Below are 13,507 nucleotides of genomic sequence, written 5' to 3'. Positions count from 1 at the left end.
CGTGCTAGTGGAATGCTCTGGAAAGGGCAGCCATAGCGGGTGACAGCCCCGTACACTAAAGGAGACTGAGTATGACTATCGGTTTAGTCGGTAAAAAGGCCGGGATGACCCGTGTCTTTGCCGAAGATGGCGCTTCTGTGCCCGTAACCGTGATCGAGGTTGCTCCCAACCGCATCACCCGCGTCAAGACCGTCGAACATGACGGCTACGCGGCGGTTCAGGTGACAGCCGGCTCTCGTAAGGCCAAGCACCTCACCAAAGCCCAGGCGGGTCAGTACGCCAAGGCGGGTGTCGAGGCCGGTCGTTCGCTGATGGAGTTCCGCCTGGAAGACGGCGACGAGGCTCCGGAAGTGGGCGGCGAATTCACCGTATCCCTCTTCGAAGCTGGTCAGAAGATCGACGTGACCGGCACCTCCAAGGGCAAGGGCTTCCAGGGCGCCGTCAAGCGCTGGAACTTCCGTACCCAGGACAACACCCACGGCAACTCCCTGTCCCACCGCGCACCGGGTTCCATCGGCATGTGCCAGACGCCTGGCCGCGTGTTCAAGGGCAAGAAGATGGCCGGCCAGATGGGCAACGTCCGTTGCACCGTCCAGAGCCTCGAAGTCGTGCGTGTCGATGCCGAACGCAACCTGCTGCTGGTCAAGGGCGCCGTGCCCGGTGCCACCGGCAGTGACGTGATCGTGCGCAGCGCCGTGAAAGCTGGCTGAAGGGGATAGAGACCGATGAATCTGAATCTTGCAGCCGGGGCTGGCACTGTCGAAGTGTCCGACGCCACCTTTGGCAAAGACTTCAATGAAGCGCTCGTGCACCAGGTCGTCACCGCCTATCTGGCCGGTGGTCGTCAGGGGACTCGTGCCCAGAAGAACCGTTCCGACGTGCGTGGCGGCGGCAAGAAGCCGTGGCGTCAGAAAGGCACCGGTCGCGCTCGCGCCGGTACCATCCGCTCCCCGCTGTGGCGCAGCGGCGGTGTGACCTTTGCAGCGCGTCCCCAGGACCACTCGCAGAAGGTCAACCGCAAGATGTACCGCGCGGCGATGCGCTCCATTCTCTCCGAGCTGGTGCGTCAGGAGCGTCTCGTGGCCATCGAGGAGATCTCCGTCGAAGCGCCGAAGACCAAGGAGCTGGTGGCCAAGCTCAGTGAGCTGGGTCTGGAGAGGGTGCTGATCGTCACCGAGGAAGTCGACGAAAAGCTCTATCTGGCCGCCCGCAACATTCCCAACGTGGATGTGGTGGACGTGGCCGCCGCTGACCCGGTGAGCCTGGTCGCCTTCGACAAGGTGCTGGTCACCGTCTCGGCCCTGCGCAAATTCGAGGAGAAGCTGGCATGAACCAGGAGCGTGTATTCAAGGTCCTGCTGGGTCCGCACGTGACCGAGAAGGCCGCAATGGCTGCCGAACGCAACCAGTACGTGTTCAAGGTGGCCAGCGACGCGACCAAGCCCGAGATCAAGAAGGCCGTCGAGGCCCTGTTCGGCAAGAAGGTCGAGCGCGTTCAGACGCTGAACGTCAAGGGCAAGACCAAGCGCACCGCGCACGGTCTGGGTCACCGCAAGGGGTATCGCAAGGCCTATGTATCGCTGGCCGCCGGCGAGACCCTTGAAGACTTCTCTGGCGCCGAATAAGGGCAGGAGTACGGACAATGGCAATCGTCAAGACCAAACCCACATCCGCCGGCCGTCGCCACGTCGTCAAGATCGTTGGTGAAGACCTGCACAAGGGCAAGCCTTTCGCGGCTCTGCTCGAAAAGCAGTCGCGCAGCGGCGGTCGTAACAACAACGGTCGTATCACCACCCGTCACGTGGGCGGTGGGCACCGGCAGCACTACCGGATCATCGACTTCAAGCGCATCAAGGATGGCGTTCCGGCCATCGTCGAACGCCTCGAGTATGATCCGAACCGTAGCGCTCACATCGCGCTGCTGAAGTACCTGGACGGTGAGCGTCGCTACATCATCGCGCCCAAGGGCGTGAGCGCAGGCGACCGGCTCGAGTCCGGGGTCAACGCGGCCATCAAGAAGGGCAATGCTCTTCCGCTGCGTAACATCCCGCTGGGTTCCACTGTGCACTGTATCGAGCTCAAGCCCGGCAAGGGCGCCCAGATCGCTCGCAGTGCCGGCACCAGCGCCCAGCTGGTCGCCCGTGAAGGCAGCTACGCCACCCTGCGTCTGCGCTCCGGCGAGATGCGCAAGGTGCTGAGCGAGTGCCGTGCGACCCTGGGGGAAGTGAGCAACTCCGAGCACAGCCTGCGTCAGCTTGGCAAGGCCGGTGCGAAGCGCTGGAGAGGTGTGCGTCCGACCGTTCGCGGCGTGGCCATGAACCCGGTGGATCACCCCCACGGCGGCGGCGAAGGCCGCACCAGCGGTGGTCGTCATCCGGTGTCCCCGTGGGGTATCCCCACCAAGGGCCACAAGACCCGCAAGAACAAGCGCACCGACAAGCTGATCATCCGCCGCCGCAAGGCCCGGAACTGATTGAAAACGCCAAGACTTTAAGAGGTAACGGCTGTGCCACGTTCACTGAAGAAAGGTCCCTTCATTGACCTTCATCTGCTGAAGAAGGTTGAGGCTGCAGTGGAGAAGAACGACCGCAAACCGATCAAGACCTGGTCGCGTCGTTCCATGATCCTGCCCAACATGGTCGGGCTCACCATTGCGGTCCATAACGGTCGCCAGCACGTCCCGGTGCACGTCGCCGAGGAGATGGTTGGCCACAAGCTGGGCGAATTCGCTGCTACCCGCACCTATCGCGGTCATGCGGCGGACAAGAAAGCCAAACGGTAAGCCAGAGAGGATTGAGAGATGGAAGTCACAGCTAAGCTGCGTGGCGCTCGTTTATCCGCCCAGAAGGCCCGTTTGGTGGCTGACCAGGTGCGCGGTAAACCTGTCGCCGAGGCGCTGGACCTGCTGACCTTCTCACCGAAGAAGGCTGCCAAGCTGGTCAAGAAGGTGCTGCAGTCCGCCATCGCGAATGCGGAAGAAAACAACGGCATGGATATCGACGAGCTGCGTGTCTCGACCATCTGCGTCGATGAGGGCATGACGCTCAAGCGTATCAAGCCGCGTGCCAAGGGCCGCGCGGATCGTATCTTGAAGCGCACCTGCCACATCACCGTCAAGGTAGCCGAGAAGTAGGAGTCGACCAGATGGGTCAGAAAGTACATCCAACAGGCATCCGGCTGGGTATCGTCAAAGACCATACTTCAGTCTGGTACGCCGAGCGCGGCGCCTATGCCGATAAGCTCAACAGCGACCTCGCAGTGCGCAGCTACCTCGAGGAGCGTCTCAAGAACGCTTCCGTTAGCCGCATCACCATCGAGCGTCCTGCCAATAACGCGCGCATCACCATTCACACCGCCCGTCCGGGCATCGTGATTGGCAAGAAGGGCGAAGATGTCGATCGCCTGCGCCGTGAAGTCACCGCGATGATGGGCGTGCCCGTGCACGTCAACATCGAGGAAGTTCGCAAGCCCGAGCTGGACGCGATGCTCGTGGCCCAGAACATCGCCGGCCAGCTCGAGCGTCGCGTCATGTTCCGTCGCGCCATGAAGCGTGCGGTACAGAACGCCATGCGCCTGGGCGCCGGCGGCATCAAGGTGCAGCTCTCCGGTCGCCTGGGTGGCGCGGAAATCGCTCGCACCGAATGGTACCGGGAAGGTCGTGTTCCGCTGCATACACTGCGTGCGGACATCGACTACGCCGCCTTTGAGGCCAAGACCACCTACGGCATCATCGGTGTCAAGGTGTGGGTCTTCAAGGGCGAGATCCTCGGGGGCATCGAAGAGGTCCGCGCCAAGGCGAAGCAGCCTCAGGCCGCGCCCTCCAAGAAGAAAGGTTCCAGGTAAGGGGAGAGCGAGTCGATGTTACAACCCAAGCGTATGAAATTCCGCAAGATGCAGAAAGGCCGTAACCGTGGCCTGGCGCATCGCGGGAGCAAGATCAGCTTCGGGGAATACGGCCTGAAGGCAACCGGTCGCGGCCGCATCACTGCGCGCCAGATCGAGGCCGGCCGTCGTGCGATCACCCGTCACGTCAAGCGTGGCGGCAAGATCTGGATCCGCGTGTTCCCGGACAAGCCGATTTCCAAGAAGCCACTCGAAGTCCGTATGGGTAAAGGCAAGGGCTCCGTCGAGTACTGGGTCGCGCAGATCCAGCCGGGTCGGGTCCTGTATGAAATCGAAGGTGTCTCCGAAGAGCTGGCCCGCGAGGCCTTCACTCTGGCGGCACAGAAGATGCCCATATCCACCACCTTTGTGAAACGGACGGTGATGTGATGAAAGCCCAGGAAATCCGTGAAAAATCAGTCGATGAGCTGAAGAGTCAGCTCCTCGAACTCCTCCGCGAGCAGTTCAACCTGCGCATGCAGAAGGCCACCGGTCAGCTCAGCCAGACTCATCTGCTCAAGCAGGTTCGTCGGGATATCGCCCGGGTGAAGACTGTGCTCAACGAGAAGGCAGGTGACTGAGATGGTCGAAGAGAAGAAAGCTCGTACGCTCACCGGCAAGGTGGTGAGCGACAAGATGGACAAGTCCATCGTCGTGATGATCGAGCGCCGTGTGCGTCACCCGATCTACGGCAAGTACGTCAAGCGCTCCACCAAGCTGCACGCCCATGACGAGGCGAACCAGGCGAAGGACGGCGATACGGTCTCCATCCAGGAGTGCCGCCCGCTGTCCAAGACCAAGTCCTGGAAGCTGGTCGAGGTGGTCGAGCAGGCCAAGGGCTGATCGGCTCACGCCTGTCAAACCAGTGCAGTCAGATTAGGTTTGGAGAAAACCGATGATTCAGACTCAGACAATGCTGGATGTCGCCGACAACAGCGGAGCGCGCCGGGTGCAATGCATCAAGGTGCTGGGCGGTTCACACCGCCGCTACGCTCACATCGGCGATGTCATCAAGGTCACGGTGAAGGAAGCCATTCCGCGTGGCAAGGTCAAGAAGGGCCAGGTCCTCAAGGCGGTGGTGGTTCGCACCCGTAGCGGCGTCCGTCGTTCCGACGGTTCGCTGATTCGCTTCGATGGAAATGCGGCGGTTCTGTTGAACAACACCAACGAACAGCCGATCGGTACCCGTATCTTCGGGCCGGTGACCCGTGAGCTTCGCAACGAGAAGTTCATGAAGATCATTTCCTTGGCGCCTGAAGTGCTGTAAGGAGCGAGGCGGATATGCAAAAAATCAAACGTGACGATGAAGTCGTCGTCATCGCCGGCAAGGATAAGGGTAAGCGTGGCACGGTGAAGCGCGTCCTCAAGGACGATCGCTATGTCGTGTCCGGTGTGAACATGATCAAGCGTCACACCAAGCCCAATCCCATGGCGGGCAATCAGGGCGGTATCGTCGAGCGTGAGGCTCCGATTCACGCGTCCAACGTAGCCATCTTCAATTCGGAGACCGGTAAGGCGGATCGCGTCGGCTTCCAGGTGAAGGAAGACGGTACCAAGGTACGTATCTACAAGTCGACGCAGACGCAGATCGACGCCTAACGCGAGTCGGGTAGCAAAATGGCGAACTTGAAAGAACGTTATCAGAACGAGGTGTTGGCTCAACTCAAAGAGCAGTTCAGCTACGCCAACGTGATGCAGGTGCCGCGGGTCACCAAGGTGACTCTGAACATGGGCATCGGCGAAGCGACCAGCGACAAGAAGCTGATCGACAATGCCATCAGTGACCTGGAGAAGCTTTCCGGTCAGAAGCCGATGGTGACCAAGGCACGCAAGTCCATCGCGGGCTTCAAGGTGCGTGAAGGCTGGCCGATCGGGATCAAGGTAACGCTGCGCTCCGAGCGCATGTGGGACTTCCTCGATCGCCTGGTGAATATCGCGATCCCCCGCGTTCGTGACTTCCGTGGTCTCAACCCGAAGTCCTTCGACGGTCGTGGCAACTACTCCATGGGGGTGCGTGAGCAGATCATCTTCCCGGAGATCGAGTATGATAAGATCGATCGGATCCGTGGTCTGGATGTCACCATCACCACCACCGCCAAAACCGATGATGAAGGTCGTGCGCTGCTGAGCGCGCTGAACTTCCCGTTCAAGAAATAAGGGTGGGATCATGGCAAAGAAAAGCATGGTAGAGCGTGAGCTCAAGCGCACCAAGCTGGTGGCGAAGTTTGCCGCCAGGCGCGCCGAACTCAAGGCGATCATCCAGGATGTCAACACTTCCGATGAAGAGCGCTTCGAGGCGACGCTGAAGCTGCAGCAGCTGCCGCGTGACTCCAGCCCGGTGCGTCAGCGCAACCGCTGCCGTATCACCGGCCGTCCGCACGGCTACTACAACAAGTTCGGCCTCGGCCGCAACAAGCTTCGTGAAGCCGCCATGCGTGGCGACGTCCCTGGACTGAAGAAGTCCAGCTGGTAAGCCACGCGAGAATCAGGAGCGCAACGTAAATGAGCATGCAAGACACTCTGGCGGATATGTTCACCCGTATCCGCAATGCGCAGATGGCCACCAAGGAGACGGTCACCATGCCGTCCTCCAAGCTGAAGATCGAGGTGGCCCGCGTATTGAAGGAAGAGGGTTACATCAACGACTTCGCGGTGTCCGAGGCTGCCAAGCCCGAGCTGACGGTGACCCTCAAGTACTTCGAGGGCAAGCCGGTCATCGAGCACATTCAGCGAGTTTCCAAGCCGTCCCTGCGCCAGTACAAGGGCAAGGACGCGCTGCCGAAGGTCGCCGATGGCCTGGGTATCGCTATCGTCACCACCTCCAACGGGGTGATGACCGATCGCGCGGCTCGCAAGGCCGGTGTCGGTGGCGAAGTCCTCTGCACCGTATTCTAGGAGTTTGGAATGTCCCGCGTAGCCAAATATCCGGTTAAAGTGCCCGCTGGTGTCGAGATCAATCTCGACGGAGACCAGCTGACCGTCAAGGGCGGTCAGGGCAAGTTGTCCCTGACCATTCACCCCGATGTGGTGATTGGTCAGGAAGAGGGTCAGCTGACCTTCGCGCCGAGCGAGGCCGCCAAGAGCTGGGCCATGTCCGGCACCACCCGTGCCCTGGTTCAGAACCTGGTCACCGGCGTGAGCGAAGGCTTCACCAAGTCCCTCGAAATCATCGGCGTCGGTTATCGTGCCCAAGCCAAGGGCCAGACGCTCAATCTGTCACTGGGCTTCTCGCACCCGGTCGAATATACGCTGCCTGAGGGTGTCTCTGCGGAAACGCCGAAGAACACCCAGATCGTGCTGAAGAGCGCGGACAAGCAGATGCTCGGCCAGGTTGCCGCGGAAATCCGCGCCTTCCGTCCGCCTGAGCCCTACAAGGGCAAGGGTGTCAGGTACGCCGACGAGCAGGTGCGTCGCAAAGAAGCCAAGAAGAAGTAAGGCAGGGTTATGAACGCGAAGAAAGAATCTCGTCTCCGTCGTGCCCGCCGCGCTCGCGCCAAGATCCGCGAGCTGGGCGTGTATCGCCTGTGCGTCAACCGTACCCCCCGCCACATCTATGCGCAGATCATCTCGCCGGATGGTGGTAAGGTCCTCGCCAGCGCTTCCACGCTGGACAAGGCCCTGCGCGAGGGTGCGACCGGCAATGCCGACGCCGCCGCCAAGGTGGGCGCGCTGATTGCCGAGCGCGCCAAGGAAGCAGGTATCACCCAGGTGGCCTTCGATCGTGCCGGTTTCAAGTACCATGGGCGCGTGAAGGCCCTGGCCGACGCCGCTCGTGAAGGCGGCCTGGAATTCTAAAGGGTTATACGATGGCGAAGAACGAACAGCAAAGCGGCGACCTCCAGGAGAAACTGGTACAGGTCAACCGTGTCGCCAAGGTGGTCAAGGGTGGCCGTATCTTCGGCTTCACCGCTCTGACCGTCGTGGGTGACGGCAAGGGCCGAGTCGGCTTCGGTCGCGGCAAGGCGCGTGAAGTGCCGGTCGCGATCCAGAAGGCGATGGACCAGGCTCGCCGCAACATGGTCAAGGTCAACCTCGCGGGTGGCACCCTGCAGTACCCGGTCAAGGCCCGTCACGGCGCCTCCAAGGTGTACATGCAGCCCGCTTCCGAGGGTACTGGCATCATCGCAGGCGGCGCCATGCGCTCCGTGCTCGAGCTGGCAGGTGTCCATGACGTCCTGGCCAAGTGCTACGGTTCCACCAATCCGGTGAACGTGGTGCGGGCTACCGTCAGGGGCCTGACTGCCATGCAAGCGCCGGAAGACATTGCCGCCAAGCGCGGTCTGTCTGTCGAAGCGATCACGGGGTAAATACCATGGCAGCAACACTCAAGGTGACCCAGACCCGCAGCACCATCGGCATCTTGCCCACGCACAAGGCCACCATGAAGGGTCTTGGGCTGCGCCGCATCGGTCACACGGTTGAACTGGAAGACACCCCTGCCGTACGCGGCATGATCCACAAGGTGACCTACCTTGTGCGCGTTGAGGGAGAGTAATCCATGAAACTCAATAGCCTGAGCCCGGCACCGGGTTCAAAGCACGCCGAGAAGCGTGTGGGTCGTGGCATCGGCTCCGGTCTGGGAAAGACCGGCGGCCGTGGCCACAAGGGCCAGAAGTCGCGCAGCGGCGGTAGCGTCAAGCCCGGCTTCGAGGGCGGTCAGATGCCCCTGCAGCGGCGTCTGCCGAAGTTCGGCTTCACCTCCATGAAGTCGCTGGTCTCCGAGGAAGTGCGCCTGGCCGAGCTGGCCAAGGTGGCGGGTGACGAGGTCACCCTGGAGACCCTCAAGCAGGCCAACGTGCTGAAGGACGCCACGCTGCACGCGAAGGTGATCCTGTCCGGCGAACTGAACAAGGCGGTCACGGTCCGCGGCATCAAGGTCACCAAGGGTGCCCGTGCCGCGATCGAAGCCGCCGGTGGCAAGGTAGAGGACTAAATGGCCAAGTCAGGAAAAATGCCGGCGACGGGCAGCGGTCTGGGTGAACTCTGGGCGCGCCTGCGCTTTGTGCTCCTCGCCATCGTGGTGTACCGGATCGGTGCCCACATCCCCGTGCCCGGTATGAATCCTGACCAGCTTGCTGCCTTGTTCAGGGAGCAGCAGGGCACCATCCTCGGCATGTTCAACATGTTCTCGGGTGGCGCCCTGGAGCGGATGAGTATCATGGCGCTGGGCATCATGCCCTATATCTCGGCATCGATCATCATGCAGCTGATGACCGCTGTCTCGCCCCATCTTGAGCAGCTCAAGAAGGAGGGCGAGGGTGGCCGTCGCAAGATCAGCCAGTACACCCGCTACCTCACCGTGGTCCTGGCCCTGGTTCAGGGCACCGGCATGTCGGTGGGCCTGGCTAACCAGGGTGTCGCCTACACGGCAGACTTCAGTTTCTATTTCACCGCGATCGTCACCTTCGTGACCGGTGCGGTGTTCCTGATGTGGCTGGGCGAGCAGATTACCGAGAAGGGCATCGGCAACGGCATCTCGCTGCTGATATTCTCGGGCATCGTCGCCGGTCTGCCGAGTGCAGTGGGGCAGGCCTTCGAGCTGGCTCGCAATGAAGGCGCCTGGAACGTGCTTCCGCTGCTGGCCCTCTCCGTGCTTGGTGTTGCTACCGTCGCCTTCGTGGTGTTCATCGAGCGCGGCCAGCGCCGCATCACGGTGAACTACCCTCGGCGCCAGGTCGGCAACAAGATGTACGCGGGGCAGAGCAGCTACCTGCCGCTGAAGGTGAACATGGCGGGTGTCATTCCGGCGATCTTCGCCTCCAGTATCCTGCTGTTCCCGGCCTCCTTGGGCCAGTGGGTAGGCAGTGGCGAAGGTCTCGAGTGGCTGCAGCGTGCTTCCCAGGCCCTCGGGCCGGGTCAGCCGCTACACATCTTGCTTTTCGCCGCGGCGGTGATATTCTTCTGCTTCTTTTACACAGCGCTGGTCTTCAATCCCAAGGACGTCGCCGACAACCTCAAGAAGTCGGGTGCCTTCCTGCCGGGGATTCGTCCAGGCGAGCAGACGGCTCGCTATGTCGACAAGGTCATGACCCGTCTGACCCTGTTCGGCGCCATGTACATCACCGCGGTTTCCCTGATGCCCCAGTTCCTGATCGTGGCCTGGAACGTGCCGTTCTTCTTTGGCGGCACGGCGCTGCTGATCGTGGTGGTGGTCATCATGGACTTCATGGCCCAGGTGCAGTCGCATCTCATGTCGCACCAGTACGAGTCGGTGATGAAGAAGTCCAACCTGAAAGGCTACGGTAGCGGCGGCATGATGCGCTGAGGCGCGCCGCACGTGAATTGGCGCGCCGCGAGCCGAAGTACTGGCTCGCGGCGCGAGCCAACATTGGAGATGGAACGATGAAAGTTCGAGCTTCCGTTAAGAAAATGTGCCGCAACTGCAAGATCATTCGTCGCAATGGCGCTGTCCGCGTCATCTGCAGCGAGCCGCGGCACAAGCAGCGCCAGGGTTGATTCCTGGCACTGTGATGGACCGGCGTCGGCATGCCTCTTGCCCTGTCGCAGGGAAAGGGGTATGCTGTTGCGCCTTTTAAAGATGATCCAACGAGCAAGCCGCTCAAATTTCGGAGTAAGCTGATGGCCCGTATTGCAGGCGTCAATATCCCGGACAACAAGCATGCGGCGATCTCGCTGACCTATATCTTCGGGATTGGCCGCACTCGTGCACAGGAAATCTGTGCCGCGTCCGGCATCGCGTCGACCACCAAGATCCAGGAGCTGTCCAGCGAAGAGCTCGACACCCTGCGTTCCGAGGTTGGCAAGTATACCGTAGAGGGCGACCTTCGCCGTGATGTCACGCTTAATATCAAGCGTCTCATGGACCTGGGTTGCTACCGTGGTCTGCGTCATCGTCGTGGTCTTCCGCTGCGTGGTCAGCGTACCAAGACCAATGCGCGTACCCGCAAGGGCCCGCGCAAGCCGATCCGCAAATAACACGCACGTTCTGGCGTAAAGACAGGAAGAATCATCAACATGGCTAACCCGCGTAGCAATCGCAAGAAGGTTAAAAAGCAGGTAGTGGATGCCATTGCGCATATCCACGCCTCTTTTAACAACACGATCATTACGATCACAGACCGCCAGGGCAACGCTCTCTCCTGGGCGACTGCCGGTGGTTCGGGTTTTCGTGGTTCTCGCAAGAGCACCCCGTTCGCTGCTCAAGTAGCAAGCGAGCGTGCAGCGACTGCTGCAGCCGAGTATGGTGTGAAAAACGTCGACGTACTGGTCAAGGGCCCCGGTCCTGGCCGTGAATCCGCCGTGCGCGCGCTCAATGCCGCCGGCTTCCGCGTGCAGAGCATCACCGACGCGACGCCCATTCCCCACAATGGCTGCCGTCCGCCGAAGAAACGCCGCGTTTAAGGAGACAGATTCATGGCTCGTTATATTGGACCGAAGTGCAAACTGTCTCGTCGGGAAGGCACCGATCTCTTTCTGAAGAGCGGTGTGACTCCCTTCGAGAAGAAGTGCAAATCCGAGCAGATTCCGGGTGTGCATGGCCAGCGCCGTCAGCGTATTTCCGAATACGGCTTGCAGCTTCGCGAGAAGCAGAAAGTACGTCGCATGTATGGCGTACTCGAGAAGCAGTTCCGCAACTACTACAAGGAAGCGGCCCGTCTCAAGGGCGCGACCGGCGAAGTGTTGCTGCAGCTCCTCGAATCCCGACTGGACAACGTCGTCTACCGCATGGGCTACGGCTCGACCCGTTCTGAAGCTCGGCAGCTGGTCAGCCACAAGGCCATCGCCGTGAACGGCAAGACCGTCAACGTGGCCTCCTACCAGGTCAAGCCCGGTGACGTGGTCTCCGTTCGCGAGAAGTCGAAGAACCAGGCGCGCATCCAGAGTGCCCTGGCCCTGGCCGCCAACCGCGGCGATGTGGCCTGGATCGAGATCGATGCCAAGAAGATGGAAGGCACGTTCAAGGCGCTGCCCGAGCGCGGCGACCTGACGGCCGACATCAACGAGGCACTGATCGTCGAGCTGTACTCCAAGTAAGCGCTGCTAGCGCCCGGCCCCCGAGCGGGGGCCGGCTCAGAGTACCGAGTATCCGTTTGGCAGCCTGAAAGGTGTACATATGCAGCGTTCAGTGAACGAGTTTCTTCGTCCGCGCGACATCAAGGTCGAAGAGATCAGCGCACATCACGCGAAGATCGTGCTCGAGCCCTTCGAGCGTGGCTTCGGTCACACCCTGGGCAACGCACTGCGTCGCATTCTGCTCTCGTCCATGCCCGGCTGTGCCGTGGTGGAAGCCGAGATCAGCGGTGTCGATCACGAGTACAGCGCGATCGAAGGGGTCCAGGAAGATGTCATCGAGATCCTCCTGAACCTCAAGGACGTGGCGATCAAGATGCACACCCGCGATGAGGCGGTGCTCTCGCTGAACAAGCAGGGCCCGGCAATCGTCACGGCGGGTGACATCGCCCTCGACCACGACGTCGAGATCGTCAACCCCGAGCACGTCATCGCCCACGTCAACGAGGGTGCCGAGCTCAAGATGCAGCTCAAGGTGGCACTCGGCCGCGGCTATGAGCCGGCGGACGCTCGCCTCGGCGCCGACGATGAGTCTCGTGCCATCGGCCGCCTGCAGCTGGATGCGACCTTCAGCCCCGTGCGTCGGGTTTCCTACTCCGTGGAGGCCGCGCGTGTCGAACAGCGCACCGACCTCGACAAGTTGATCATCAACCTGGAAACCGACGGCACCCTGGATCCCGAAGAGGCGATCCGTCGCAGCGCGACCATCCTGCAGGATCAGCTGGCCGCGTTCGTCGATCTGGAAGCCGACAAGGAACAGGAAGTGGAGGAGGAAGAGGATCATATCGATCCGATCCTGCTGCGCCCCGTAGACGATCTCGAGTTGACCGTTCGCAGCGCTAACTGCCTGAAGGCCGAAAATATCTATTATATCGGCGATCTGATCCAGCGCACCGAGGTGGAGCTGCTGAAGACGCCGAACCTCGGCAAGAAGTCCCTGAACGAGATCAAGGACGTCCTGGCAGCGCGCGGTCTTTCCCTGGGCATGCGGCTGGAAAACTGGCCGCCGGCTAGCCTGAAGGACGACAAGGCCTCCGCGTGAGCGCCGACTCGAGTCCCAGTTTGGTAAGGAATCACACCCATGCGTCATCGTAAGAGTGGTCGTCATCTCAATCGGACCAGCTCGCACCGTCAGGCCATGTTCAAGAACATGAGCGTGTCGCTGATCGAGCACGAGGTCATCAAGACAACCCTGCCCAAGGCCAAGGAGCTGCGTCGCGTCATCGAGCCGCTCATCACCCTGGCCAAGCAGGATAGCGTCGCCAATCGTCGTCTGGCTTTCTCCCGCACCCGTTCCAAGGAAGCGGTGGGCAAGTTGTTCAACGACCTGGGTCCGCGTTACGTCGAGCGTCCGGGCGGTTACGTCCGTATTCTCAAGTGCGGTTTCCGCACCGGCGACAACGCGCCCATGGCCTATGTCGAGCTCGTCGACCGTCCGGTCGTCGAGGTCGAGGAAGCCGCCGTCGAGGAGTGATCCCCGACTGCGCTTCCGGCTACGGCACGCCAAACCGGCCCCTCTCGAGGGGCCGGTTTTTTTACGCCGGCTCGGCCTTGTGTTGTCGGGCGCGTTCCAGCAGCGGCTTGAGGAACCGACC

The 13,507-nt window shown here is 61.3% G+C and carries 27 protein-coding genes; all 27 read left to right on the top strand.

The features are described 5' to 3' along the window. Positions 1-71: 71 nt before the first annotated feature. The 27 genes from rplC to rplQ all read left to right on the top strand — a co-directional run bounded on the left by rplC (position 72) and on the right by rplQ (position 13,386). Positions 72-710: a 50S ribosomal protein L3 gene (gene rplC, locus IBX53_RS05955; RefSeq protein ID WP_290906772.1), complete on the top strand. Its 639-nt coding sequence runs from the start codon at positions 72-74 to the stop codon at positions 708-710. Positions 711-725: 15 nt separating this feature from the next. Continuing rightward, positions 726-1,331: a 50S ribosomal protein L4 gene (gene rplD / locus IBX53_RS05950; RefSeq protein WP_290906771.1), complete on the top strand. Its 606-nt coding sequence runs from the start codon at positions 726-728 to the stop codon at positions 1,329-1,331. Next, on the top strand, positions 1,328-1,624 hold the full coding sequence (gene rplW / locus IBX53_RS05945; RefSeq protein WP_290906770.1) for a 50S ribosomal protein L23: 297 nt from the start codon (positions 1,328-1,330) through the stop codon (positions 1,622-1,624). Before rplD ends, rplW begins: the two co-directional genes overlap by 4 nt. Before the next feature lie 17 nt (positions 1,625-1,641). Then, positions 1,642-2,472: a 50S ribosomal protein L2 gene (gene rplB / locus IBX53_RS05940; RefSeq protein ID WP_290906769.1), complete on the top strand. Its 831-nt coding sequence runs from the start codon at positions 1,642-1,644 to the stop codon at positions 2,470-2,472. A 33-nt stretch (positions 2,473-2,505) separates the two neighbouring features. Further along, on the top strand, positions 2,506-2,781 hold the full coding sequence (rpsS, locus tag IBX53_RS05935; RefSeq protein WP_290906768.1) for a 30S ribosomal protein S19: 276 nt from the start codon (positions 2,506-2,508) through the stop codon (positions 2,779-2,781). Positions 2,782-2,799: 18 nt separating this feature from the next. Further along, a complete protein-coding gene (gene rplV / locus IBX53_RS05930) occupies positions 2,800-3,132 on the top strand; it encodes a 50S ribosomal protein L22 (RefSeq protein WP_010626471.1) in 333 nt (110 codons plus the stop codon). 11 nt (positions 3,133-3,143) lie between these two features. Next, positions 3,144-3,842 carry a 30S ribosomal protein S3 gene (rpsC, locus tag IBX53_RS05925; protein WP_290906767.1) on the top strand — a complete coding sequence of 233 codons (699 nt, stop codon included), beginning with the start codon at positions 3,144-3,146 and terminating at the stop codon, positions 3,840-3,842. 15 nt (positions 3,843-3,857) lie between these two features. Continuing rightward, on the top strand, positions 3,858-4,271 hold the full coding sequence (rplP, locus tag IBX53_RS05920) for a 50S ribosomal protein L16 (protein WP_290906766.1): 414 nt from the start codon (positions 3,858-3,860) through the stop codon (positions 4,269-4,271). Further along, a complete protein-coding gene (gene rpmC, locus IBX53_RS05915) occupies positions 4,271-4,462 on the top strand; it encodes a 50S ribosomal protein L29 (protein WP_290906765.1) in 192 nt (63 codons plus the stop codon). Before rplP ends, rpmC begins: the two co-directional genes overlap by 1 nt. 1 nt (position 4,463) lies before the next feature. After that, complete coding sequence (rpsQ, locus tag IBX53_RS05910; protein WP_290906786.1) at positions 4,464-4,724, top strand: 30S ribosomal protein S17; 261 nt, start codon at positions 4,464-4,466, stop codon at positions 4,722-4,724. Positions 4,725-4,776: 52 nt separating this feature from the next. Next, on the top strand, positions 4,777-5,148 hold the full coding sequence (gene rplN / locus IBX53_RS05905) for a 50S ribosomal protein L14 (protein ID WP_290906764.1): 372 nt from the start codon (positions 4,777-4,779) through the stop codon (positions 5,146-5,148). A gap of 14 nt (positions 5,149-5,162) precedes the next feature. Continuing rightward, positions 5,163-5,480 carry a 50S ribosomal protein L24 gene (gene rplX, locus IBX53_RS05900; RefSeq protein WP_290906763.1) on the top strand — a complete coding sequence of 106 codons (318 nt, stop codon included), beginning with the start codon at positions 5,163-5,165 and terminating at the stop codon, positions 5,478-5,480. A gap of 18 nt (positions 5,481-5,498) precedes the next feature. After that, positions 5,499-6,038, top strand: a complete 540-nt coding sequence (gene rplE, locus IBX53_RS05895; protein WP_290906762.1) for a 50S ribosomal protein L5 — start codon at positions 5,499-5,501, stop codon at positions 6,036-6,038. 10 nt (positions 6,039-6,048) lie between these two features. Continuing rightward, positions 6,049-6,354 (top strand): 30S ribosomal protein S14, encoded by a 306-nt coding sequence (gene rpsN / locus IBX53_RS05890; RefSeq protein WP_290906761.1) that lies wholly within the window; start codon positions 6,049-6,051, stop codon positions 6,352-6,354. Positions 6,355-6,383: 29 nt separating this feature from the next. After that, positions 6,384-6,776, top strand: coding sequence for a 30S ribosomal protein S8 (rpsH, locus tag IBX53_RS05885; RefSeq protein ID WP_290906760.1), 393 nt, complete (start codon positions 6,384-6,386; stop codon positions 6,774-6,776). A 9-nt stretch (positions 6,777-6,785) separates the two neighbouring features. Next, positions 6,786-7,316 (top strand): 50S ribosomal protein L6, encoded by a 531-nt coding sequence (gene rplF / locus IBX53_RS05880; RefSeq protein ID WP_290906759.1) that lies wholly within the window; start codon positions 6,786-6,788, stop codon positions 7,314-7,316. Between the two features lie 9 nt (positions 7,317-7,325). Further along, complete coding sequence (gene rplR, locus IBX53_RS05875; protein ID WP_023007536.1) at positions 7,326-7,676, top strand: 50S ribosomal protein L18; 351 nt, start codon at positions 7,326-7,328, stop codon at positions 7,674-7,676. Between the two features lie 11 nt (positions 7,677-7,687). Continuing rightward, positions 7,688-8,188 carry a 30S ribosomal protein S5 gene (gene rpsE / locus IBX53_RS05870; protein WP_290906758.1) on the top strand — a complete coding sequence of 167 codons (501 nt, stop codon included), beginning with the start codon at positions 7,688-7,690 and terminating at the stop codon, positions 8,186-8,188. A gap of 5 nt (positions 8,189-8,193) precedes the next feature. Next, on the top strand, positions 8,194-8,376 hold the full coding sequence (gene rpmD, locus IBX53_RS05865; protein WP_290906756.1) for a 50S ribosomal protein L30: 183 nt from the start codon (positions 8,194-8,196) through the stop codon (positions 8,374-8,376). A 3-nt stretch (positions 8,377-8,379) separates the two neighbouring features. Beyond that, on the top strand, positions 8,380-8,814 hold the full coding sequence (gene rplO, locus IBX53_RS05860) for a 50S ribosomal protein L15 (RefSeq protein ID WP_253446339.1): 435 nt from the start codon (positions 8,380-8,382) through the stop codon (positions 8,812-8,814). After that, a complete protein-coding gene (gene secY, locus IBX53_RS05855) occupies positions 8,815-10,146 on the top strand; it encodes a preprotein translocase subunit SecY (RefSeq protein ID WP_290906753.1) in 1,332 nt (443 codons plus the stop codon). It abuts the gene before it with no gap. A 77-nt stretch (positions 10,147-10,223) separates the two neighbouring features. Further along, complete coding sequence (gene rpmJ, locus IBX53_RS05850) at positions 10,224-10,337, top strand: 50S ribosomal protein L36 (RefSeq protein ID WP_008959154.1); 114 nt, start codon at positions 10,224-10,226, stop codon at positions 10,335-10,337. 123 nt (positions 10,338-10,460) lie between these two features. Next, entirely contained in the window at positions 10,461-10,817 is a 357-nt protein-coding gene (gene rpsM / locus IBX53_RS05845; protein ID WP_290906785.1) for a 30S ribosomal protein S13, read from the top strand. A 39-nt stretch (positions 10,818-10,856) separates the two neighbouring features. After that, positions 10,857-11,243, top strand: a complete 387-nt coding sequence (gene rpsK, locus IBX53_RS05840; protein ID WP_040183105.1) for a 30S ribosomal protein S11 — start codon at positions 10,857-10,859, stop codon at positions 11,241-11,243. A gap of 12 nt (positions 11,244-11,255) precedes the next feature. Then, on the top strand, positions 11,256-11,876 hold the full coding sequence (gene rpsD, locus IBX53_RS05835; protein WP_290906748.1) for a 30S ribosomal protein S4: 621 nt from the start codon (positions 11,256-11,258) through the stop codon (positions 11,874-11,876). Between the two features lie 79 nt (positions 11,877-11,955). Next, positions 11,956-12,954: a DNA-directed RNA polymerase subunit alpha gene (rpoA, locus tag IBX53_RS05830; protein ID WP_290906746.1), complete on the top strand. Its 999-nt coding sequence runs from the start codon at positions 11,956-11,958 to the stop codon at positions 12,952-12,954. Between the two features lie 39 nt (positions 12,955-12,993). Beyond that, complete coding sequence (gene rplQ, locus IBX53_RS05825; RefSeq protein WP_290906744.1) at positions 12,994-13,386, top strand: 50S ribosomal protein L17; 393 nt, start codon at positions 12,994-12,996, stop codon at positions 13,384-13,386. Positions 13,387-13,507 lie beyond the last annotated feature (121 nt).

The organism is Halomonas sp., from assembly GCF_014859505.1.
Lineage (GTDB): Bacteria > Pseudomonadota > Gammaproteobacteria > Pseudomonadales > Halomonadaceae > Halomonas.
Note: the sequence above shows the minus strand (reverse complement) of the source record. Positions and strands in the feature narration are given on the sequence as shown.